Source organism: Agathobaculum desmolans ATCC 43058, from assembly GCF_000701665.1.
GTDB classification, from domain to species: domain Bacteria; phylum Bacillota; class Clostridia; order Oscillospirales; family Butyricicoccaceae; genus Agathobaculum; species Agathobaculum desmolans.
The window spans coordinates 1-22089 of record NZ_KL370811.1 but is presented as its reverse complement, the minus strand read 5'-3'; the positions used below and the strand labels follow the sequence as shown (position 1 = coordinate 22089).

The following is a 22089-nucleotide window of genomic DNA, read 5'->3' as shown; positions in this document are numbered from 1 at the left end:
CTGGTTTACGGAATCCATTGGATATCGGTATCCATCGGCAGATCGAAAAAGAGGTTATAGTATGGGTCATAATAGGCGTTATGGTAGGGCATAGCCCATGCATAGCCGTCAAAGGGAAGCTTTTTCTGTATCAGCGTGCCCGTACCGCTGTATGCATGGATGGCAGCGATATTTTCGCGGTATACCTGCGCATTCTGCGCGGTGTGTGTATACGTATCCTGCCAGCAGAACAGCGAGGTGAGCAGGATCGGCAGGATGGCAAGATACCGGATCAGGCGGCTTTTTCCGGCGGCCGTTGTACAAACCGAGGGAAGGGTCAGCACCGCAAGGTAGGGCTGTCCCAGCAGGGTGCAGAATACCGTGCCGAACACACCGGCCGAGCCGGAACCGGCAGTCAGTGCGCCGGCCTTTGCCAGAAACAGCGCAGCCATAAAGAGAAAGCTCGTCATCGTGCGCGGTCCGGCGACCGGGGAAACGGTCATGGCCAGTTGGGAGCCGAACGCGAGGATGAGGATGATCAGGGGGGTGCTGTCCCGCGTTTGCCGCAGCATAGCGATGGCTGACCAGAACAGTGCGGTCAGGTAGCCGGTCAGCGCCACCGCAGCAGTGAGACGGGATGCCTGCTGCAGATCGGCCGGAACGCAGCAATAACAGAGCAGCGCGGCTGCGCCGAAAACCGCACCGCACAAACGGATGATGCGTGTACGGCCCTGCGGCGTATTCTGCGCGTGCCGAAACAGGAAGAATACCGCAAGTGACAGCATTCCCATGTGCACGATGCGCACATAAGGATCGAAAAACAAAACCTCGCCCTGCGCGCGCAGATTGTAGAAGATCAGCGAAAACAGTCCGCCGGATGCCGGGCTGTCGGTCATTTCCACGCGGTTTGCCACGCCGGGCGCCAGCAGAACGGTCAGCAGTCCGGCTGCGGCGGTCAAAAGTGCAATGCCATGCGCCGGACGGATACGCTTTTTTTGCAGCAGCGCTTCATCCAGCAGCAGAAGCAATGTCACGCCGATGCACATCAGTCCGCCCTGCTCGGTTGTGGCGGCGGCAAAAAAGGCGAATACAGGCAGCCAGCGCAGCTTGGACGGTGTTTGCAGCCCGCGCTGCAAGACCCGCCAGTAGGCCAGCAGGATCAGCATGGGATAGAGATAGTTAAACGATCCGGTGAGCCAATAAATGCTCTGCCGGGTGATCTGCGGGCTGAGTGTTAAAAATACCGCACTGACCAGTGCAAGGCACAGCGGCCGGTCGTGCGGTGCGGGCTGTGCGATCCGGAGGATAAGCGCGGCGCACAGCACAAGCGAGAGCGTGTTGACGATCCGCCAGAGCCAAAGGTTTTGCCCGAGGAAAAAGGTGGCCAGTAAATGGACGATCACACGGCCGTTTGCAAGCTGGTAGTGCTCGATATGGCGCTCGATAAAGCGGGAGAATCCTTCTTTGGTGAAAATACCGTAGAAAAAATCATCCCCGTAGGGGAATATCTGGGCGCAGATCAGAAAGGCCGCGGCAAACAGCAGCGCATAGAGCGAAACAGATAGTATTTTTGCTGCTTTGGTTTCCTTCATTTGCCGGATTCCCCCTTTTGAAAGACAAAGCATTTGGAAAAAATATAGTTCAAAACCAGTACGATAACATTGATCGCAGCTTTGGACAGCATGGCATTGCAATGCAATACCGTGGTTGCCAGAAAAACGCCGCCGACTTCGATCAGCATAGTGATGCCGCGCGCCGAGAAAAAGGAAAACGCTTCCCGCCAAAGTGCGCGAAAAGAAGGGCAGTGGCTGCGAAAAACAAATTGTTTATTGGTGATATAGGCAAATATTACCGCACAGATGACCGAGATCACGTTGGCCAGATTGGCATTGACCGCAAGAACGGACTCGAACAGGTAAAATACCGCGAAGTTGACCACGGTCGTCAAAACGCCGATCACACCGTAGCGGATCAGCTCCCACAGGTTATTCTTCATGTGTTTTTTGCTCCGAAATAATATATTGCGGCCGGTGCTTCACTTCATCATAGATGCGGGCGACATAGGCGCCCAGAATACCGAGTGAGGCGCACAGGATCGCGCCGATCACCAGCAGAAGCAGGATGACCGTTGTAAAGCCGCTTACGGCACTGCCGGAAAAGAAGGTGTACAGTGTTTGAATGCCGAGTATGAGTGCGAACAGCAGGAAAATCCCGCCGGCCAGCGCGGTAAAGTACAGCGGCTTGCTGGTATAGGAAAGTGTGGCATCCAGCGACAGGCGGATCAGACGGGACAGGGAGAAGCGGCTGGTATCCCCGATGCGCTCATCCACGGAGAAGGAAAAGGTTTCGTGCTTAAAACCGACCCAGGAAACCAGCCCGCGGAAGAAAACATGGCTTTCATCCAATGCGTTGATCGCATTGACCACCGGACGCCGCAGCAGCTTGAAATCCGATGAATTACGCAGGTCGATCCCGGTTACCCGGCGGAACAGACCGTAAAAGGCGGAAGCGCAGCATTTGTAAAGCGGGTTTTCGCGCCCGCGCGACGCTTTGACGCCATCGACGATATCTGCGCCCGAGCGTTCGAGCAGCGCGATCATATCCTTGATATAACGCGGCGGATGCTGTAAATCGGAATCCATGATCAGCACATAATCACCGGAAACGGCGCGCAGACCGGCACACAGCGCAACCTCCTTGCCGAAATTGCGTGCAAACCGGATAGCAGAAAACCGGCTGCTTTCGGCGGTCAGACGCGCGATCACCTCCCACGTGCCGTCGCTTGATCCGTCATCGACCAGCAGGATGCGGTGATCGATCCGGTCGCCGGACAAGACCTGTGTTAATTTCTGCATATTTTGATAAAGTGTTTTTTCTTCGTTAAAGGCGGGGATCACGATCCCCAGCGTTTTTGCGGACAAATTTATCACCTCGGTATATGCGGGAGCGGGCTGGCAGGATATATGTCCTGTAAAATAACGTAATGCATCTGAAAAAGTTCCATATATCATCTGCACAGGGGAAATCATGTATACTGACGCTGTATTAAGCTTACAACAAATTGCGCCATGATGCAATATTTACCTGAGAAAACAATAAAATCCAATCGCAGGCTACAGCCTGTCATGCAGGACAAAGTAACGCGGGATCGGGCAGCAGGCGCAGATCAGCGGAAAGGCACAGACCGCATTGCGGCCTGTGCCTTCGGTTACATGGTAACGGCAACCTTCATTACATGGTCGCGCTTGCCCTCAAACAGGGCGTAAGCCGCATCGATCTCCTGCAGGGGGAAGATATGCGTGATGAGCGGGGTAGTATCGATCTCGCCGGAGGCAATCAGCCGCAGCAGCGTATCGCAGTCACAGCCATCCACACCGCCGGTTTTGAAGGTCAGGTTTTTGCCGTACATATCGGGCAGCGGAAGCACCTGCGGGGTATCATACAGCGCCACAATAGTGACTGTTGCATTCGGCCGGGCACATTCCCACGCAAGGCGGAAGCTGTCCGCCGTGCCGGCGACCTCGAGCACTACATCCGCTCCGCCGTGACCACTGTTGCGGCGCACAAATTCCAGCGCATGCGCCGGGGTAACGGTCAGCACATCGGGATAGTGCGTTTGCAGGAAGCGCAGCCGCGCGGGATCCTGCTCGCATACGATGATGCGGCGGGGTTGGTGCAGCAGGGCGCACAGCAGGGTGCAGATGCCGGTCGGCCCGGCGCCGATGATGAGTACGGTATCCTCGGGCTTGATATCGGAAATGCGGGCGGCCCAGTAGCCGGTGGCGAGCACATCGCCCACAAACAGCGCCTGCCGGTCGGAAACGCCCTTCGGGATGCGGTTCAGCCCCTGATCGGCATAAGGAACGCGGACGTATTCCGCCTGCCCGCCGTCGATCCGGCAGCCGAGCGCCCAGCCGCCGTTGGGATCGGTGCAGTTGTTGACATAGCCGTTCCGGCAGAAAAAGCAGTGACCGCAGAAGGTTTCTACATTCACAGTGACCCGGTCGCCGGGGTGTACGGCGGTGACGGCTTCACCCACCTGCTCGACCACGCCGACCATTTCGTGCCCGACGGTTACGCCGGGAACGGCACGCGGCACCGAGCCGTGTTTGATGTGCAGATCGCTGGTGCAGATGCTGGCCATTGTCACGCGGACGATTGCGTCACGCGGGTCGCATAGGGTCGGTACCGGCTTGTTGCGCAGGGCAAAACGGCCCGGCTCTATATAGGTGTATGCAAGCATAGTTCACTGCTCCTTCCGATTTCCTTTATTATAGTGCACGGAAGAAGCAAAGTCAATTCTTGACGAAAGCCGGTGCGGAACAGCAGTAAGCGGACGCATTGCGTCCGCTTACTGCTGTGTTGGGTAAAACGGTCAGTGGTCGGCAGCTTCCTGTGCGGGAGAAGCGGTGTCCGCGTCCTTTTCCGTTGCGGTAACCGAGCCGTCCTCGTTGACCTGCACGTCAAACGACGGGCTGTCCGCCGAACCGTCCCCGTTTACCAGTACGCCGCGCGGCGCGTTCGGATCGCCGGTGACGGTAACGGCAATATCGCTGCCGTCCTCGCCTTTGACCGAATAGGTGGTTGTGCCGTCCGGATTGGTCTGTGTATCCTGCACCTCGCAGCGGAAAGCAACGCAGATGCTTTCCAGCAGCGCGCCGTCCGTGGCGGCGTTGGCCGCGCCTGCGGCGGTAATACTGAGTGCGGCGACTGCGGCGGTAATTGCCGCGCTTTTGCGGATGCGTCCTTTTTTCATAAGTTTGGCCTCCTGCCTGATTGGCGCGCCGGAGGCGTGCAGATGTGCAAAGGCTGCTTGATATTGTTCTTTATTCAGCATCGTTTTCGCCCTCCAGCTTGTCTTTGAGTTTGCGTCTGGCCCGCAGCAGGCGGGTCTGCACGGCACTTTCCCGTATCCCGAGGATGCCGGCGATTTCGCGCACCGAGTAATCCTCATAATAATACAGGTGGATGGGAACGCGGTACTTCTGCGGCAGATCCATCACGGCCAGAAACAGGGCGGACTGCTCGGGCGTTTCAAAGCCGAGCGTTTCGGCGTAGTCCTCGATCGGCGCGGTATACCGCCGCCACGGGGATACCAGATAGCGCTTGCATTCGTTTACCGTTACGCGGATGAGCCAGTGGCGGATGTGTGCCTCGCTTTCGAACGGGGCTGCTGCCTGATAGCATTTGAGAAGCGCAATCTGCGCCATGTCGTCCGCATCGGCGGCATTTTTGGTATATTGGAATGCAATGGCAAACAGGTGATCCCGATACCGGCGGACAATGTCCGTAAACTGTGCTTCGTCCATGATGTTCTCCGTCTGCTGTGGTTTGGAAAGGCCTTTCATAGACAATACCCGCGGAAGGGCGGAAATATCACATCAAACCGGAAAATTTTTTACAGCGTGCCCAGCACCGGGAAAAACCGCGCCAGCGCGAAAAACACGACCGGCATCAAAACTGCGGGCAGCAGGTTGCCGACCTTGACCTTTTTATCAAACATCAGGTTAAAACCGATGGCAAAAATCAACACCGAACCGATGCACGAGACCTGACTGATGAGCGCATCGGTCAGCCATGGACGGATGAACCGCGCCAGCAGCGTGATGCCGCCTTGGTACACCGCCAGCGGCAGGATGGAAAGATATACGCCGCGGCCGAGCGAAGCCGCGAAAATGACCGAAGAAACGCCGTCCAGCACGGCTTTGGCGATCAGGATGGACGGGTCACCGTTCAGGCCGTCCTCCAGCGCGCCGACGATTGCCATCGCGCCCACACAGAACAGCAGGGAGGCGGTGACAAAGCCCTGCACGAACTGTCCGTCCCCGCCGACTGAAAAACGGTTCTGACACCATGCGCCGAAGCTGTTGAGACGGGTTTCAATATCGAGCGCCTCGCCGGCGACCGCACCCAGCACCAGACTGAGCACCAGCAGCATGGTGTGCTGCGTGCCGACTGTGCCGTTCGCCACGGTGAGCAGGCCGCTGACCGCCCCGCCGATGCCGATGAAAAAGGTGCACAGGCCGAGCGCCTGCAAAATGGTCGTTTCAAACCGGCGCGGCAGCCCGCCCTTGAGGATGACGCCCAGCGTGGCGCCTGCGGCGATGGTGGCGCAGTTGATTATCGTACCCAGTCCGATCATATAGGAAAACCCCTCTTTTTGCTTTACTGTACTAAACTGTATTGTAAAACAAAAGAGGGGGGATGTCAACGATTGCCGCAGGGCTGCAGGGGTGCGGCGGCTTCCAGCGCCAGCGCGATCAGGCAGCAGAGGGGAAAATAGGCGAGCGGGATCTCCCAGCACAGGCCGTGCCAAGTGCCGAGGAGCAGATACAGCACGCAGGCGGTGGGGAGCGATATGCCGAGGAAAAGGATCGAGCGGCGCAGCGGGACACCGCGGCGGACGGCCTGCCGGCAGGCCAGTTGGTACAGGGTCAGCACAACGGCAAATGCCTGCGGCCGTATAATTTGATGAGCCACCAGACCTGCGCATTGTCCAGCAGGGAAGAGGTGAAGCACAGCCGGGCGGCGATCATGACAAGCGGCACCAGCGTGAGCAGGGCGAGCGCGGGAAGGACACGTCTTGCCGGCGCGGGGGCTGACGCTGCGGCAGGCGCCTGTGTGCCGAACTGCTCCCGCAGCTCCTCGCCCGAGCCGATGGACGCAATCACGATGCCGGTCGCTTCCTCCTCGTTCCTGCCCTCCTCCAGCAGGGCGCGGAATTTTTCCTCCAGATTGGCCAGCATGTCGTCCTTGACGCGCAGAACATCCTCGCGCTGCGGCAGAACGGCGAACAATGCCTCCACATAGTTATGAATTGCTTCCATCTTTCATATCCTCCTTTGCAAAACAGTCCACTACGGTTTTCAGAATGCGCCATTCGGCGCATTTGGCGGCATAGGCCTTGCGGCCGTCGTCCGTGATGGTGTAATAGGTGCGCGGCCTGCCCTGTGTTTCACTGCCCTGATAGGGCGCGATATAACCCTGCTTTTCCAGCCGTCCGAACGCGGCATACAGCGTGGTCTCCTTGATCGGGTACCTTCCGCCGCTGCGGCGCTCGATTTCGCGTGAGATCGCGTAGCCGTAGCTGTCGTCCTCACACAGCAGGCACAGGATGAGCATATCATTATAACCGCGCATAACGTCGCTGCCGAGCACAGGCTCACCTCCATACTTCATCTGATGGAGTAATCATAACAGAATTACTTCATCAGGTCAAGTAGATGCGCAAAAATTTTTCCCGCCGGGCAAGGCGGCGGGACATCAACTGTGCGGCAGATAAAACGGGGTTTGGCGGTAATGGCTGCCGCCTGCACGCTGCGCGGTATCCGGCAAAGCCAGCGCGAACAGGTCATCGGCAAAAGCGTCATGGCGCAGGGTGGGCTGCAGGGCGTCCGGCAGGCGTTTTTCCGTTACCGGCTTGACGATGAGGGGCAGGGCGGTGTGCGCCCCGGCGCGGCGGAGCACAGCACGGCCTCTCGGCCCGATGGCGAGGATGCGCACATACTGTGGCTGCACGGCGGCATCCGCCGGGATGCCGAGCACGGCGCGCAGCAGGGCGCGGCGCACCCGCGCGGCAGGAAAACGGCGTGTGCGTGCGCGTGCGACCGCATCTGCAAAGGAAACGGCCTGATACACCGCGTTTTGCAGGCGTTCGTCAAAGCCGTCCGCCGTGCCGGAGGACAGGCGGCCCTGTGCGAGCGCGGTGCGCGCCAGCGCGAGCAGCACATCGTCCGGCAGGGAGACGGGCGCCTGTCCCGCCGCCGCGGCGCGCTGCCAGACCGCCTGCGCGTCGGGCGGCAGAAACGGACGGCAGAAGCTGTCGTCCCCCGCGCGTAGGTGCTGCCGCAGCAGGCTGGCCGAGGCAAAACCGGCGTTTGGCGCGGCGGCGTCGTGCGCTGCACCCTGCCGGGCGACGGCGAGCGGGCGCATCCCGTAGGGCTGCATCGCGCGGCAGTATTCCACGGCAAGCGTGTTGTTCGGATGATCCAGCAGGGCGGCGGCAGCAGGGTCAAGGCGGCGCAGCTCGGCCTGCCGCTGCGCGGCATAGGATAGGGGCGCGGCGGCCGCGCCGGTCAGCGGCAGGGCGTCGAGCGCCTGTGCTGCGCGCAGGAGCAGGGAAACGTCGGGGTGCTCCGCCCCGAACGACAGGGTATCGCAGCCCAGCGCGTGCAGCGCGGCGGCGGCGCCGCGTGCAAACCCTTCCGCTGAGCAAAGCGCGGCGGCAAGCGGCAGCTCGATGACGAGGTCAGCGCCGCACCGCACGGCCATTTCTGCGCGGGCATACTTGCCCAGCACGGCAAAATCGCCGCGCTGCACAAAATTGCCGCTCATCGCGCATACGATGGCGGTATCCTCTCCCAGCAGGCGGCGCGTTTGCGCGATGTGGTGGGCGTGCCCCGTGTGAAACGGGTTGTATTCGGCTGTGATGCCGCAGATCGTCATGGGCAGGCTCCTTAAAAAGCGGGAATTGCAAAATTTGGCTTGTACATTTGCGCAAAATCGTGTAGAATATAGTACAGCATTATTATATCGGCTGCGGCGGCTTTGCGCAAGCCGCCAAATTCGGCATAAGGGAGTTTTGCAAATGAAAGTTCTGGTCATTAACGCCGGCAGTTCTTCGCTGAAATATCAGCTGCTCGACAGCGATTCGGGCGAGGTAATGGCAAAGGGCCTGTGCGAGCGCATCGGCATCGATGGCGTGCTCACGCATACCGGCAACAAATCGGATGAAAAGTTTAAGTTTGACATTGCGATGCCGACCCATAAGGAAGCGATCCAGTCGGTCATCAACGTGCTGCTCGATCCGGAAAAGGGCGTTATTTCTTCGATGAGCGAGATCGATGCTGTCGGCCACCGCGTGGTACACGGCGGCGAATTCTTCTCGGACAGCGTGATCATCACCGAGAAGGTCCTCAAGGCGATTGAGGACTGCGTGCCGCTGGCGCCGCTGCACAACCCGCCCAACCTGATCGGCATCGAGGCGTGCCGCGAGGTTATGGGTGCGGATGTGCCGATGGTTGCGGTATTTGATACGGCATTCCATCAGACCATGCCGCAGTCGCATTACATGTACGCGATCCCCTACGAGTATTACGAAAAGTACAAGATCCGCCGCTACGGCTTCCACGGCACCAGCCACAAGTATGTTTCCCAGCAGGCGGCTGAGATGCTCGGCCGTCCGCTGGAAGAGCTGCGCCTGATCACCTGCCATCTGGGCAACGGTTCTTCGATCTGCGCGATCAACCGCGGCAAGAGCTACGATACCTCGATGGGCTTTACCCCGCTGGACGGTCTGCCGATGGGCACCCGCGCCGGCAACCTCGACCCCGCGATCATCGAGTTCCTTGCAGAGCATGAGAACATCTCCGCGGCAGAGGTCATCAACATCCTGAACAAGAAGTCCGGTATGCTGGGTATTTCGGGCGTTTCGTCCGACTTCCGCGATCTGGATACCGCCATCACCGACGGCAACGCCCGCGCGGCGCTCGCCAAGGAGATGTTCAACCTGTCGGTTAAGAAGATCATCGGTTCGTACATTGCTGAAATGGGCGGCGTGGATGCGATCATCTTCACCGCAGGCGTCGGCGAAAACGACCGTTCGGTCCGTTGGGATGTGTGCGAGCATATGGAGTATCTCGGCATCAAGATCGATCCGGAGAAGAACAAGTACCGCGGCCGTCAGATGGACATCGCCATCGACTGGGCGCGTGTCCGCGTGCTGGTCATCCCCACCAACGAGGAGCTGATGATCGCCAAGGACACCGAGCGTCTGGTAAACGAAGCGGCAGCAAAGTAAATTATGAATGGGAAAACGGGGCGGGCGCAAGGCATCGCCCTGTTTTTTCTTCCGTATGGAGGGCGTATGGAACAAACGGATTATAAGCAGGAGCAGCGCTACTGTGCGCGGTTGGGGTGGGCGCTGGTGCTGACGGCGGGCTGTGCGCTGGTGTGGCAGATGGTGCTGATGCTGCTGGCAGTGTCCGGCAGGCTGCTGGCGGGGCAGACGATGTATTACCTGCTGACGCTGGTGGGGTATTACCTGCTCGCGCTGCCGCTTGCCTACCGCCTGTGCCGGCGCATACCCGTGCCGCCGCTGACGAACCGGGGGATGCAGCCCCGGCTGATCGGCCGCTGGTTTGTGATCGGCGTGGCGCTGATGTGGTTCGGCTCGCTGCTCGGCTCGGCGCTGAGCGATCTGACCTACCGGATCGCCGGGCTGGAACCGGCCGACCTGCTGACCGATATGATGCAGGAGCTGCCGCTTGCGGTCATCCTGCTGGGGGCGTGTGTGCTCGGCCCACTGTGTGAAGAGCTGCTGTTCCGCGGCCTGTTGGCAAGACGGCTGGCGCGTTACGGGCAAAAACCGGCGGCACTGGTCAGCGCATTGCTGTTTGGCCTGTATCATGCGAACCTGTCCCAGTTTTTCTATGCGTTTGCGCTGGGGCTGCTGTTGGCGTATGCGTATTTTTATACCGGTACGCTGCGTGCCCCGGTGGTGCTGCATATGCTGTTTAACTGCTATGGTTCGTTTCTTGCCTTTGTGCTGCCGGAAAACAGCCTGCTGCCGGTGCTGTATGCGCTAAGCTGGCCGGTGCTCGGTGTGGCAGGCGTTATCCTGCTGGTGCGGGGACGCAGGCAGCAGGTGTGGGAGCACGGGCCGTGCGCGCCGTCCATGCGCGTGGTATTCGGCAGCGTGGGCATGACACTGGCGATCATTATTTGTTTTGTGCAAACGGCAGCCATGCTGCTGGGGTAGAAAGGCGGGAAACGGATGCAGGTAGATCTGCATATGCACACAGGATATTCGGCGGATGCGGCGCATCCGCAGCGGGTGGAGGACAAGGTGCGCGCGGGCATCGCGGCAGGGCTGGATATCATGGCCATTACCGACCATCTGGATTTTTACCGCACCCGTCCGCCTGCAGAAAACCGCGATCCGGAGGGCGGCCTGCGCGAGGTGTGGGCGGCAAAGCGCACCTTCGCGGATCAGATCGAGGTGCTGGCCGGGATCGAGATCGGTCAGATCCATGCGGACCCGGCGGCGGATGCGTTTGTCCGTGCGCACGAGCTGGATATGGTCATCGGTTCGCTGCATGCCATGCCGAACGATCTGGATATTTATTTCCACGATTACACGCGGCTCAACTGCGATGCATTCCTCAGGGCGTATTTTGAAGAGCTGCTCCGGATGGAGCGGCATGGCGGCTTTGATGTGCTGGCGCATATTGATTATCCGCTGCGCGTGATGCGTCACGGTGATTATGTGCCCTCGTTCGATCAGTATATGGATCGGGTCGAGCAGGTGCTGCGCGTCTGTATTGACCGCGGCTACGCGCTCGAGCTGAACGCCGCAGGATTGAAGGGCTGGCAGAAAAAAGTCGGTCCGCCGCAGAATATTTTATATGAGTACCGCCGGATGGGCGGTGAGCGCATTTCGATCGGCTCGGATTCCCATGCGCTGGATAATGTGGCGCTGGGCGTACCGGACTGCGTGCAGAACGCCCGCGATGCGGGCTTTGACACGGTTACCGTGTTCCGCGCACGCCGTCCCGTCATGGTGCCGATTGGATCGTAAGCAGGGAGCAGATATGATTTTTGGGAAAAAACAGGAAGTAGCGCACGCTGAGACCACCGTGCAGGCGCGCGCCAAAATCAATTTAACGCTGGACGTGACCGGACAGCGTGAGGACGGATATCATACGGTGCGGATGGTGATGCAGTCGGTTGCGCTGCATGATGAGGTTCGGGTTGTTATAACACACGGGGAGAAAAAGCCGCGCGGCATTGTGCTGACGTGTAACTTGCCCTATCTGCCGGTGGATGAGCGCAATCTGGCGTATCGCGCGGCAGAGCTGTTTTACCGCGAAACGGGCGCACTGCCGGGAACCTGCGAGATCCACATCGAAAAGCGCATTCCGGTTGCGGCGGGGCTGGCCGGCGGATCGACGGATGCCGCGGCAGTGCTGCGCGCTCTGTCTGCCCTGCACACCACCGGATTGACCGATGACGAGCTGTGCGCGATGGGACTCAGGCTGGGCGCGGATGTGCCGTACTGCCTGCGCGGCGGCACGATGCTGGCAGAGGGGATCGGTGAGGAGCTGACCCCGCTGCCGCCCATGCCGCATTGCTGGGTGGTGCTGTGCAAGCCGCCGTTCGGGGTATCCACCAAGGAGGTTTATCACGAGATCGATGCGGTCGAAATCGGTCAGCGGCCGGATGCCGCAGGAATGATCCGCGCACTGGAAAGCGCGGATTATGCCGGGGTATGCAAGCGGCTTTCCAACGTGATGGAAACCGTGACCGCTGCCAAACGCCGCCAGATCGGCGAGATCAAATCGTTTTTGGCAGAAAACGGCGCGGACGGCACTTTGATGAGCGGTTCCGGGCCAACGGTGTTCGGCTTGTTTGCTGATGAAAACCGCGCGAAAACGGCGGCAAAAATGCTGCGCCGCCGCTTTGCAGATACATATTTAACCGAAACCGTATAAGCAGGCCGCCTTCCGGACATACTGGGAACACCAGATGATGGAAGGTGGTTTTTTACATGAAGGGACAGGACAGGCGGGCAGCGGCGGCGGGGATCGCCGCAGGCTTGATGATGTGGGCGGCGGCGTTTGCACCGCCTGCACCGCGCGGGGCATGGTGGTGCACCGCGTTTTCCGTGACCTGCCGGGAAGCCGGTTCTGCACAATCCGGCGGAGAAACCGAGTTCCGCTCGTGGCTGGCGGATTGGTGGCACGCGCTTGCCGGATAAAGTGCTTGTTCGCTTTCCTGCGCTGTGATATAATGACAAAGTATACTACCAAGCGACGAAAGGAATACCAAAGCGGAGGAAAATTATGAAAATCATCAATGAAAAAGGCAAGCTGTTCGGCGTGATCAACGTCGTCGATCTGCTGGTGCTGGTTGCCGCGGTTGCAGTGGCCGCAGGTGTGGGCTATAAGCTGTTTGCCCCGCAGATCGTAGAAGCTACCGCGAAGCAGGTAGAGATGAGCGTTACGGTTCGTGTGCGCGGCGCAACGCCCTTCTTGGTGGAGGAGGTTGAGCGCAACAGCCAGATCGGCAAAAAAATCGTCAGCGGCAACTCGTTTACGAATGCAACGATCACGGATATGAAGATCGAGGATTACGTACAGCAGATGCCGACGGCGGATGGCGAGATCCGTGATGCGGTCGATCCGAGCAAGAAGGATCTGGTGTTCACGATCGAGACGACCGTACCCGAAGGCACGGCTTCTCCCTCGATCGGCACGCAGGAGGTGCGCGCGGGCCGTACCTTTATTGTAAAGACCAATGATTTTGAAACGAGCGGCAATATCGACATGGTCGATATCGCGGAATAAGCCTATGAAAGCAATATGGGAAAACAGCCTGTTCGTGCGGCTGCTGCTGTGCCTGCGCGACTGGTATCATGCGGGTGCGATCGCGGGTCTGTTCCGCCACATCCGCGAAGCCTATCCGCACTCCCGCTTTAAGCGGATGTGGGACGGCTTTTGTGCCGCGCCGCTGTGCACGGCGGCAAACAGCGGCTATGCACGTTTGCTTGCGGCGCTGCGGCGGTGCATCGAACATCTGGGCGATGCGGCACGGCAGAGTCTGGTCTATCGGGGCTGCATTGCGGTCTGGAAGCCGGTGAGCGCATTTCTCGGCGGCGGCGTGGTTGGGCGCGTGCTGCGCTTTTTTGGTGTGCGCGGTCTGCTGTTGGTCTGTCTGGCGCTGTATCTGCCGTTGGATGTACTGATTCGGTGGTTGTCGACGACACGGGGATATTTGCCCGGATTCATTGGCTCTGTATGGGACGAGGGCATGATGCTCGCGGCGTTTGTCTATATTTTGTGGCACACGGCCATGCGGCGCGCGCCGCTGCAAAGCCGCGCCACGCCGGTGGACGCCTACCTGCTGCTGTTTATCGGCGTGGGCTTCTTTCTGATGTGCGCGGTGTCGCCCTACCCCTCGATCGCGCTGGACGGCTACCGCGCGGTGGTGCAGTACCTGTTCTGGTTCTTCCTGGTCACGCGGCTGATCGAGGATGACCGTGATTTCGGCATTTTTTACGGCACGCTCGTCGTAATGGCGCTGGTGATCGCCCTGCACGGCATTTACCAGTTTATTGTGGCGGCGCCGATCCCGGCAGCATGGGTGTCGCAGACCGAGGAGAGCGTGCGCACGCGCGTGTATTCGATCACAGGCAGCCCGAATATTATGGGCAGCTTTCTGGTGCTGTTCGCGCCGATGGTGGCGGGCATTGCCTATTACAGCAAAAATCTGTGGATCAAGGTGTTGGCGATCTGCTGCACAGGCATGATGTGCCTGTCCATCATTTTCACCTTCTCCAAGGGCGCGTGGGGCGGCCTTGCGGTTGCGGTAATTGTGTTTGCGGTCTTCTTGGATCGCCGCCTGATCGCGCTGATGGGCGTGGCCGGTGCAGGGGCGCTGCTCGCAATTCCCTCGATCGCGACCCGTATCACCTATCTGTTTACGGCGGACTATGTGGAGGCCAGCCAGCGCGCCGGCCGCATGGTGCGGTGGGAGACCGGTCTGGATCTGCTGCATGAGTCCAATCCGCTGCTGGGCTTCGGCTTGGGGCGCTTTGGCGGCGCGGTTGCCATGCAGAACAAAATTATCGAGGAGTCGGACACCTTCTCTTATTTTTACATGGATAACTATTATCTCAAAACGCTGGTCGAGATGGGCTATCTGGGTCTGCTCTTCTTTGTGCTCCTGCTGATCGGTCTGGTGCTGTGGTGCCTGCGCGCCGTAGGCCGCACCAAGCTGACCGAAACCGACCGCACCCGTGTGCTGGCGGTATCCATGTTTGCGGGCATGTGCGGGGTATTGGTGCATTGCTATTTTGAGAATATTTTCGAGGTGCCGTATATGATGGCCTACTTCTGGTCGCTTGCGGCGGCGGTGCTTTATCTGGGATATTTCCGGAAAAAGCGGAATACTGCCGGATAGTGTTGTGCGCGCGGCAGCCTGCATAAAAGGACATTTTATTGAAAAAAGTCAGGACATGTGCCTGACTTTTTTCGCTTTTTGATGCAGTTTACATGGGATTTTACACTTTACGTGGATTTTACAAACCTTGTCTTTTGGATTTTACATAGGATAGGTAAGATAAATTTGTACAAAAGACAAGACAGGACAAAAAGGAGTAATCTAATTATGAAAAAAAGCGTATCCCTGCTGCTGAGCGGCCTGCTGCTGTGCGGCGCACTGACCGGCTGCGGCAGCAGCAACGATGATTCCTACGGTGCGGACGGCGCACAGGCCGAGGGCGGCGAAGCTGCTGCCGGCGTTTCCGGTGCGATCACTGTTATCTCCCGCGAGGACGGCTCGGGCACGCGCGGCGCGTTTGTCGAGCTGACCGGCGTGGAGGAGAAGAACGACGCGGGTGAAAAGATTGACAACACCACGGCGGATGCGGAGATCGCCAACAAGACCAGCGTCGTACTGACCAGCGTGGCCGGCAATGAAAAGGCCATCGGCTACATCTCGCTCGGCGCGCTCAACGATACGGTAAAGGCGCTCAAGGTGGATGGCGCGGAAGCGACGCCCGAGCACGTGAAGGATGGCAGCTACACGCTGGCGCGTCCGTTCAATGTGGCAACCAAGGGGCAGCCGACCGGCGCCGCTGCGGACTTCATGGCATTTATCATGAGCGCGGAGGGTCAGCAGATCATCGAGGACGAGGGCTATATCAAGGTTAACGACGCGGCGGAATCCTTCAAGACTGACGGTTCTTCCGGCCAGATCGCGGTTGGCGGTTCCTCCTCGGTTTCCCCTGTGATGGAAAAGCTGGCGGAGGCGTATCGGGCGGCCAACCCGAACGCCAAGATCGAGCTGCAGGAATCCGACTCCACTTCGGGCATGACCGGTGCGATGGATGGTACCTTTGATATCGGCATGGCCTCCCGCGAGCTGAAGGAGGAAGAGGCTGCTGCGCTGACCGGCACGGCGATTGCGATGGACGGCATTGCGGTCATCGTCAATCCGGCCAATACGCTCGAGGGCCTGAGCATCGACCAGATCAAGAGCATTTACATCGGTGATGTGACCGACTGGGGCGATCTGGCGTAAGAGGAACACAAAAGAGGCAGGGCGGATGGGTTTCGCCCTGCCCGTTGTATATCAGGTGAGAATATGAAAAATTTTTGGGAAAAGCTGATGCACGGCGTGTTTTTTGTGTGCGCGCTGGCCTCGATTTTCGCGGTTGTGATGATCTGCATCTTCCTGTTTGCAAACGGTATCCCGGCGATTCGGGAAATCGGTGTGCTGGACTTTTTGACCGGCACCAAGTGGAAGCCGGGCAACGATATTTACGGCATCCTGCCGATGATCGTCGGCAGTATTTACATCACCGCGGGTGCAATTCTGATCGGTGTGCCGGTCGGCCTGCTGACGGCGGTGTTCATGGCGTTTTACTGCCCGCAGCGCGCGTATCGTCTGCTCAAGCCCTGCACCGAGCTGTTGGCAGGCATCCCCTCCATCGTATACGGCTTTTTCGGGATGATCGTCATTGTGCCGGCGGTGCGCGAGGCGGCGGCGCTGTTCGGCGCGGATATTTCGGGCTCAAGTATCCTTTCTGCCTCTATTCTGCTGGGCGTGATGATTTTGCCGACTGTCATTGGCGTGGCAGAATCCGCGCTGCGCGCCGTGCCGCAGAATTATTACGAGGGCGCGGTCGCCATGGGGGCAACGCATGAGCGGGCGGTGTTCTCGGTGATGCTGCCGGCGGCCAAGTCAGGCGTGCTGGCCTCGATCGTGCTCGGCGTAGGACGTGCCATCGGTGAGACCATGGCGGTCGTCATGGTTGCAGGCAACCAGCCGCGCCTGACCGGCAACGTGCTCAAGGGCATCCGCACGCTGACCGCCAACATTGTGCAGGAAATGGGCTATGCCACCGGCCTGCACCGCGAGGCACTCATTGCCACGGGATGTGTGCTGTTTGTGTTTATTCTGCTCATTAACCTGACGTTTTCTGTGCTCAAAAGGAGGAAGGACGCATGACCGGACCTGCAACGCTCGGCACGGCAGCCCGCCGGGGGGCCGAAACCAAAACCACGATGCGCTCCACTTATGGACGCGGCCGTGCAAAGCTGCAAAAAGGGCTGGTATACGGCGCGGCGTTTCTCACCTTTGCGGTGCTGCTGTTTTTGATCGGCTATATCCTCATCAGCGGCATCCCGCACCTGAAGTCTTCTCTGTTTGCGCTGCAATACACTTCGGAAAATGTTTCTATGCTGCCCGCAATGATCACAACTGTGGAGATGACCGTGCTGGCGCTGCTGCTGGCCGTGCCGTTTGGTCTGTTCACCGCGGTTTATCTGAATGAGTATGCCGCGCGCGGCAGCCGGCTGGTCCGTGTCATCCGGATCACCACGGAAACGCTGTCCGGCATTCCGTCCATCGTGTTCGGCCTGTTCGGTATGCTGTTTTTCGTCACCCGCCTGCACTGGGGCTATTCGCTGCTGGCGGGCGCAATGACGCTGGCGATCATGATCCTGCCGCTTATCATGCGCACGGCGGAGGAAGCGCTGATGGCAGTGCCGGATTCCTTCCGCGAGGCCTCGTTCGGCCTTGGCGCGGGACGGCTGCGCACCGTGTTCCGCATTGTGCTGCCCAGTGCGATGCCGGGCATTCTTTCGGGCGTGATCCTCGGCATCGGCCGTATTGTGGGCGAAACTGCGGCGCTGATTTTTACCGCCGGTACGATGGCGCAGATCCCCGGGCTGTTACAGTCCGGGCGGACGCTGGCCATCCATATGTATGTGCTGTCGGGCGAGGGACTGCACATGAACGAGGCCTACGCAACTGCGGTGGTGCTGCTGGTCGTTGTGCTGCTGATGAACACGCTGTCCGCGCTTGTGGCGAAAAAGCTCACCAAAAAGTAATGGAGACGGAATAAAATGGAGAATAAAATTGAAATTCGGGATATGAATCTCTACTATGGGGATTTTCATGCCCTGCACGGGATCGATTTGGACATCCGCGCCAATGAGATCACGGCGTTTATCGGGCCGTCCGGCTGCGGCAAGTCTACGCTTTTGCGCTCGCTCAACCGGATGAACGATCTGGTCGAGGGCTGCAAAATTACAGGTGATATCACGCTCGACGGTGAGGATATTTATAAGGACTGCGATGTAAACCGGCTGCGCAAGCGCGTGGGCATGGTGTTTCAGAAGCCCAATCCGTTCCCCATGTCGATTTACGACAACATCGCCTACGGGCCGCGTACGCACGGCATCAAAAGCCGCGTAAGGCTCGATGAGATCGTCGAGACCTCGCTGCGCCATGCCGCGATTTGGGAGGAGACCAAGGACTGCCTGAAAAAATCCGCGCTGTCCATGTCAGGCGGACAGCAGCAGCGCATCTGCATTGCGCGTGCGCTGGCCGCAGACCCCGAGGTGCTGCTGATGGACGAGCCGACTTCGGCGCTTGACCCGATCTCGACCGCTAAAATCGAAGACCTTGTACTCGAACTGAAAAAGGATTATACTATCGTCATGGTAACGCACAATATGCAGCAGGCCACCCGTGTATCCGATATCACCGCGTTTTTTCTGCTGGGAGATATGATCGAAGTTGGGAAAACCGAGCAGTTGTTCTCCATGCCGCAGGATAAACGCACCGAGGACTACATTACGGGGAGGTTCGGCTGATGCGAAACCGCTTTGATACCCAGCTGGCAGAGCTGAATAATGAATTGATCTCCATGGGGGCGTTGTGCGAAAATGCGATCGCCAGCGCAGTCAAGGCGCTGCTGACCGGCGATCTCAAGCTGGCGGCGGCAGCAGTCCGCATCGATCAGGAGATCGACCGCAAGGAGCGTGAGCTGGAGTCCATGTGTCTCAAGCTGCTGCTCCAGCAGCAGCCGGTGGCGAGCGATCTGCGGCTGGTTTCCTCTGTGCTCAAGATGATCACGGATATTGAGCGCATCGGCGATCAGGCGAGCGATATCGCTGAGATCGTCACGTATCTGTCTGGTGCGTGCGGGCATAACCAGCATATCGAGGAAATGGCGCAGGCGACCATCAAAATGGTTACGGACAGTCTGGATGCGTTCGTGCGCCGCGATCTCACGCTCGCATGGAGCGTGATCGAATACGATGATGTGGTGGATGATTTGTTTGCCGCCTGCAAAAAGGATCTGATTGCGGAAATTGCGGACAGTCCTGTGGATGGGGAGCGCGTGCTGGATATCCTGATGATTGCCAAGTATCTGGAACGGATTGGCGATCACGCGACCAATATTGCCGAATGGGTGGAGTTTTCCATCACGGGCACGCATAAGCGCTGACCGCCGGGCTGCGGTGCGGCAAAAACAAGAAAAAGGATGGGAATGTGCATGATCTACTGCGTAGAGGACGACGCGGGTATCCGCGAGCTGGTCGTGTATACGCTGCAAAATACCGGGCTGGAGGCAAAGGGCTTTGCCGACGGTGCAGCGCTGGCTGCCGCCTTGCGCACACACCGGCCGCAGCTTATTCTGCTGGATATCATGCTGCCCGGAGAGGATGGTATCGCCATTCTGCGGCGGCTGCGTGCGGCGGAGGAAACACGGCAGATCCCGGTCATCCTGCTGACGGCGAAAAATACCGAGTACGATAAGGTGGTCGGGCTGGACAGCGGCGCAGATGATTATGTGGCCAAACCTTTTGGTATGATGGAGCTGGTGGCGCGCATCCGGGCGGTATTGCGCCGCACACAGCACGAGCCGCCGGAAGAGACCGCGCGGCCGCTCGTGGCAGGGGAGATCTGCGTGGATGAACGCGCACACACTGTGTATGTGGGAGACAAGGAGGTGCAGCTGACGCTGAAGGAATATCAGCTGCTGTGCCTGCTGATGAAAAAACGCGGTGCGGTGCTGACGCGCGATGTACTGCTGGAAAGCATTTGGGGCTATGGCAATGAAAGCGAAACCCGCACGGTCGATGTGCATATCCGCACCCTGCGGCAAAAGCTGGGGCCGGGCGGCGCGCTGATCGAGACGGTGCGCGGCGTGGGCTACCGCATGGGGGATCATGCATGAGAAAACGGGTTTTCGGCAGCATTTTCCTGACTGCGCTGGTCACGCTGCTGCTGACGGTTTCGCTGCTGCTGGCGGCAGTGCATTCCGGCCTGTCGCACGATATGCAGGAACGGCTGGCCAGCGAGTGCCGTTATATCGCGGCGGCGGTGGATGACGGCGGACGGGCGATGCTGGAGGAGCTGGGCAGTCTTTATGCCGACCGGATCACGCTGATCGCGGCGGACGGCACGGTGCAGTATGACAATGCGGGGGATGAGGCGGCGATGGAGAACCACGCGGCGCGTCCTGAGGTTGCCGCAGCGCTGCGCGACGGCGTAGGAGAGGACAGCCGCCTGTCCGATACATTGGAAACGCAGACGTATTATTACGCTATCCGGCAGCAGGACGGTACGGTGCTGCGTGTTGCCTCGACGGCGGCAAGCACCTTTGGTGCACTGAGCACAGCGTCGCCGTGGATCGTGCTGATCGTGCTGGTCACGCTGTTGGTGGCAGCGCTGTTGGCAAGCTGGCTGACCCACGTGTTTCTGGCGCCGATCATAGCGCTTGACCTGCATGAGCCGCTCAAAAACGATGCGTATGATGAGCTGTCCCCGCTGCTGCACCGCATGGATAAGCAAAACCGCAAGATCCGCTCGCAAATGGACGAGCTGCGGCGGCGGCAGGCGGAATTTGATGATATCACGTCCGGTATGGATGAGGGGCTGGTGCTGTTTTCCGCGCAGGGGGAGATCCTGTTTGCCAACCGCACGGTACACCAGATGTTTCCGGAGGAAACGGCAGCGGGCGGCTACCTGACGCTGTGCCGTGACCCTGCGTACATCCGGGTGGTGGAGCGCGCACTGCGCGGTGAGAGCAGCCATGAGCGCATGGAAAAGGACGGGCGCGTGTATTCGGTCACTGCCAGCTCGGTTGCAGAAGGCGGGCAGGGGTATGCGGCGGTACTGTTTTTGGTGGATATCACCGACCGCGATCAGGCGGAGCGGCAGCGGCAGGAATTTACCGCCAATGTATCACACGAGCTGAAAACGCCGCTGACCAGCATTATGGGCTATGCCGAGATCATGGAGAACGGCATTGTGCGGCCTGAGGATATCGGGCGCTTTTCGGGCAAGATCCGCTCGGAGGCGGTGCGCCTGCTTGGGCTGATTGAGGACATCATCCGTCTGTCGCGGCTGGAAGAGGGCGGCGGGCCGACACAGCCGGAACCGGTCGAGCTGCACGCGCTGTGCCGCACGGTGTGCGACCGTTTGCAGCATAAGGCGGCGGCGCACCGGGTCAGCATGCAGGTGCAGGGGACGGAGACCGTCGTGTGCGGCCAGCGCGCCGCGCTGGAGCAGATGGTGTTCAATCTGGCGGACAATGCGATCGCGTATAACAAACCGGAGGGAAGCGTTACGATCGAAACCGGCACGCAGGACGGCGCGCCCTTTGTCCGCGTAGCAGATACCGGTATCGGGATCGCTCCTGCGGATCAGCCGCGCGTGTTTGAGCGGTTTTACCGGGTAGACAAAAGCCATAGCCGGGAGACCGGCGGCACCGGGCTGGGGCTGTCGATCGTCAAGCACGGCGCGGCGCTGCACCACGCTGGGGTGGAGCTGCAAAGCGCACCCGGTCAGGGCACGGTCATCACGCTGCGCTTTCCAAAGGTGCAAGAGACATGACCGGGACATGCTGCCGCAGCGTGTCTCGAACAGCATTGCTGTATGAGAAATTTTCCGAAAAATCAAAAGCACCGCAGCAATTGAAGTGACCCCAAAAAGTTAGACAATATTTTCAAATAAATACTGTTCAAGCTACTGAAAGGGCTTGTTGTCTGTGTAAGACAGGCGGCAAGCCCTTTAATTTCGCCTTAATTCTTTTGTTATTGTAGTAATCTAAATATTCTATCAGTTCTTGCTTAAAGTGCTCCATGGAGTTAAATTCTTGCAGGTAGAGCAGCTCGCTTTTGAGCAGACCAAAAAAGTTCTCAATCACTGCATTGTCCAAGCAGTTACCTTTGCGGCTCATGCTCTGCCGGATACCCTTGTTTCTGAGCATTTGTTGGTATTGTTTATGCTGGTAATGCCAGCCTTGGT

General features: G+C 59.0%; 26 protein-coding genes. 14 read left to right on the top strand and 12 right to left on the bottom strand.

Annotation, left to right across the window (positions count from 1 at the left end; translation table 11 throughout):
* Positions 1-5: 5 nt before the first annotated feature.
* The 11 genes from T363_RS0113885 to T363_RS0113835 all read right to left on the bottom strand — a co-directional run bounded on the left by T363_RS0113885 (position 6) and on the right by T363_RS0113835 (position 8424).
* Positions 6-1571 carry a DUF6056 family protein gene (locus tag T363_RS0113885; protein ID WP_031476948.1) on the bottom strand — a complete coding sequence of 522 codons (1566 nt, stop codon included), beginning with the start codon at positions 1569-1571 and terminating at the stop codon, positions 6-8.
* Positions 1568-1975 (bottom strand): GtrA family protein, encoded by a 408-nt coding sequence (locus T363_RS0113880; RefSeq protein WP_031476946.1) that lies wholly within the window; start codon positions 1973-1975, stop codon positions 1568-1570. Before T363_RS0113880 ends, T363_RS0113885 begins: the two co-directional genes overlap by 4 nt.
* A complete protein-coding gene (locus tag T363_RS0113875) occupies positions 1965-2900 on the bottom strand; it encodes a glycosyltransferase family 2 protein (RefSeq protein ID WP_031476944.1) in 936 nt (311 codons plus the stop codon). The genes T363_RS0113880 and T363_RS0113875 overlap by 11 nt, the downstream gene beginning before the upstream one ends.
* A 287-nt stretch (positions 2901-3187) precedes the next feature.
* On the bottom strand, positions 3188-4222 hold the full coding sequence (locus T363_RS0113870; RefSeq protein WP_031476942.1) for an alcohol dehydrogenase: 1035 nt from the start codon (positions 4220-4222) through the stop codon (positions 3188-3190).
* 132 nt (positions 4223-4354) lie between these two features.
* Positions 4355-4735, bottom strand: a complete 381-nt coding sequence (locus T363_RS0113865; protein WP_154658827.1) for a hypothetical protein — start codon at positions 4733-4735, stop codon at positions 4355-4357.
* A gap of 70 nt (positions 4736-4805) precedes the next feature.
* On the bottom strand, positions 4806-5288 hold the full coding sequence (locus T363_RS0113860; protein WP_031476806.1) for a sigma-70 family RNA polymerase sigma factor: 483 nt from the start codon (positions 5286-5288) through the stop codon (positions 4806-4808).
* 89 nt (positions 5289-5377) lie between these two features.
* A complete protein-coding gene (locus tag T363_RS0113855) occupies positions 5378-6121 on the bottom strand; it encodes a DUF554 domain-containing protein (protein WP_034972535.1) in 744 nt (247 codons plus the stop codon).
* 65 nt (positions 6122-6186) lie between these two features.
* Positions 6187-6459 carry a hypothetical protein gene (locus T363_RS0113850; protein ID WP_154658826.1) on the bottom strand — a complete coding sequence of 91 codons (273 nt, stop codon included), beginning with the start codon at positions 6457-6459 and terminating at the stop codon, positions 6187-6189.
* Positions 6414-6806, bottom strand: coding sequence for a permease prefix domain 1-containing protein (locus tag T363_RS15350; RefSeq protein ID WP_051643307.1), 393 nt, complete (start codon positions 6804-6806; stop codon positions 6414-6416). The genes T363_RS0113850 and T363_RS15350 overlap by 46 nt, the downstream gene beginning before the upstream one ends.
* Positions 6790-7158 (bottom strand): PadR family transcriptional regulator, encoded by a 369-nt coding sequence (locus T363_RS0113840; RefSeq protein ID WP_407919088.1) that lies wholly within the window; start codon positions 7156-7158, stop codon positions 6790-6792. Before T363_RS0113840 ends, T363_RS15350 begins: the two co-directional genes overlap by 17 nt.
* 84 nt (positions 7159-7242) lie before the next feature.
* Entirely contained in the window at positions 7243-8424 is a 1182-nt protein-coding gene (locus tag T363_RS0113835) for a nucleotidyltransferase family protein (RefSeq protein ID WP_051643306.1), read from the bottom strand.
* 142 nt (positions 8425-8566) lie between these two features.
* Between T363_RS0113835 and T363_RS0113830 the strand changes: the two genes are divergently transcribed.
* The 14 genes from T363_RS0113830 to T363_RS0113765 all read left to right on the top strand — a co-directional run bounded on the left by T363_RS0113830 (position 8567) and on the right by T363_RS0113765 (position 21675).
* Positions 8567-9778 carry an acetate/propionate family kinase gene (locus T363_RS0113830; RefSeq protein WP_031476794.1) on the top strand — a complete coding sequence of 404 codons (1212 nt, stop codon included), beginning with the start codon at positions 8567-8569 and terminating at the stop codon, positions 9776-9778.
* 66 nt (positions 9779-9844) lie between these two features.
* Positions 9845-10738, top strand: coding sequence for a CPBP family intramembrane glutamic endopeptidase (locus T363_RS0113825; RefSeq protein WP_031476792.1), 894 nt, complete (start codon positions 9845-9847; stop codon positions 10736-10738).
* A 15-nt stretch (positions 10739-10753) separates the two neighbouring features.
* Positions 10754-11557, top strand: coding sequence for a histidinol-phosphatase HisJ family protein (locus tag T363_RS0113820; RefSeq protein ID WP_031476790.1), 804 nt, complete (start codon positions 10754-10756; stop codon positions 11555-11557).
* A gap of 13 nt (positions 11558-11570) precedes the next feature.
* Positions 11571-12470 (top strand): 4-(cytidine 5'-diphospho)-2-C-methyl-D-erythritol kinase, encoded by a 900-nt coding sequence (ispE, locus tag T363_RS0113815; protein WP_051643305.1) that lies wholly within the window; start codon positions 11571-11573, stop codon positions 12468-12470.
* A gap of 56 nt (positions 12471-12526) precedes the next feature.
* Positions 12527-12736, top strand: a complete 210-nt coding sequence (locus tag T363_RS0113810) for a hypothetical protein (RefSeq protein ID WP_031476786.1) — start codon at positions 12527-12529, stop codon at positions 12734-12736.
* 85 nt (positions 12737-12821) lie between these two features.
* Positions 12822-13325: a DUF4330 domain-containing protein gene (locus tag T363_RS0113805; protein ID WP_031476784.1), complete on the top strand. Its 504-nt coding sequence runs from the start codon at positions 12822-12824 to the stop codon at positions 13323-13325.
* 4 nt (positions 13326-13329) lie between these two features.
* Entirely contained in the window at positions 13330-14940 is a 1611-nt protein-coding gene (locus tag T363_RS0113800) for an O-antigen ligase family protein (protein WP_031476782.1), read from the top strand.
* Between the two features lie 207 nt (positions 14941-15147).
* Positions 15148-16062 carry a substrate-binding domain-containing protein gene (locus T363_RS0113795; protein ID WP_031476780.1) on the top strand — a complete coding sequence of 305 codons (915 nt, stop codon included), beginning with the start codon at positions 15148-15150 and terminating at the stop codon, positions 16060-16062.
* Between the two features lie 63 nt (positions 16063-16125).
* Positions 16126-16992 (top strand): phosphate ABC transporter permease subunit PstC, encoded by an 867-nt coding sequence (gene pstC / locus T363_RS0113790; RefSeq protein WP_031476778.1) that lies wholly within the window; start codon positions 16126-16128, stop codon positions 16990-16992.
* A gap of 56 nt (positions 16993-17048) precedes the next feature.
* Positions 17049-17876 carry a phosphate ABC transporter permease PstA gene (pstA, locus tag T363_RS0113785; RefSeq protein WP_051643309.1) on the top strand — a complete coding sequence of 276 codons (828 nt, stop codon included), beginning with the start codon at positions 17049-17051 and terminating at the stop codon, positions 17874-17876.
* A gap of 15 nt (positions 17877-17891) precedes the next feature.
* On the top strand, positions 17892-18644 hold the full coding sequence (gene pstB, locus T363_RS0113780) for a phosphate ABC transporter ATP-binding protein PstB (protein ID WP_031476774.1): 753 nt from the start codon (positions 17892-17894) through the stop codon (positions 18642-18644).
* The gene (phoU, locus tag T363_RS0113775; protein WP_031476772.1) at positions 18644-19282 is read left to right on the top strand and encodes a phosphate signaling complex protein PhoU; all 639 of its coding nucleotides are present in this window, start codon (positions 18644-18646) and stop codon (positions 19280-19282) included. The genes pstB and phoU overlap by 1 nt, the downstream gene beginning before the upstream one ends.
* 48 nt (positions 19283-19330) lie before the next feature.
* Complete coding sequence (locus T363_RS0113770; protein ID WP_031476770.1) at positions 19331-20014, top strand: winged helix-turn-helix domain-containing protein; 684 nt, start codon at positions 19331-19333, stop codon at positions 20012-20014.
* Positions 20011-21675: a sensor histidine kinase gene (locus T363_RS0113765; RefSeq protein ID WP_031476768.1), complete on the top strand. Its 1665-nt coding sequence runs from the start codon at positions 20011-20013 to the stop codon at positions 21673-21675. The genes T363_RS0113770 and T363_RS0113765 overlap by 4 nt, the downstream gene beginning before the upstream one ends.
* Positions 21676-21802: 127 nt before the next feature.
* On the opposite strand, the gene T363_RS0113760 is transcribed toward T363_RS0113765, so the two are convergent.
* A partial coding sequence (locus T363_RS0113760; protein ID WP_031476766.1) for an IS3 family transposase occupies positions 21803-22089 on the bottom strand: 287 nt, incomplete at its 5' end.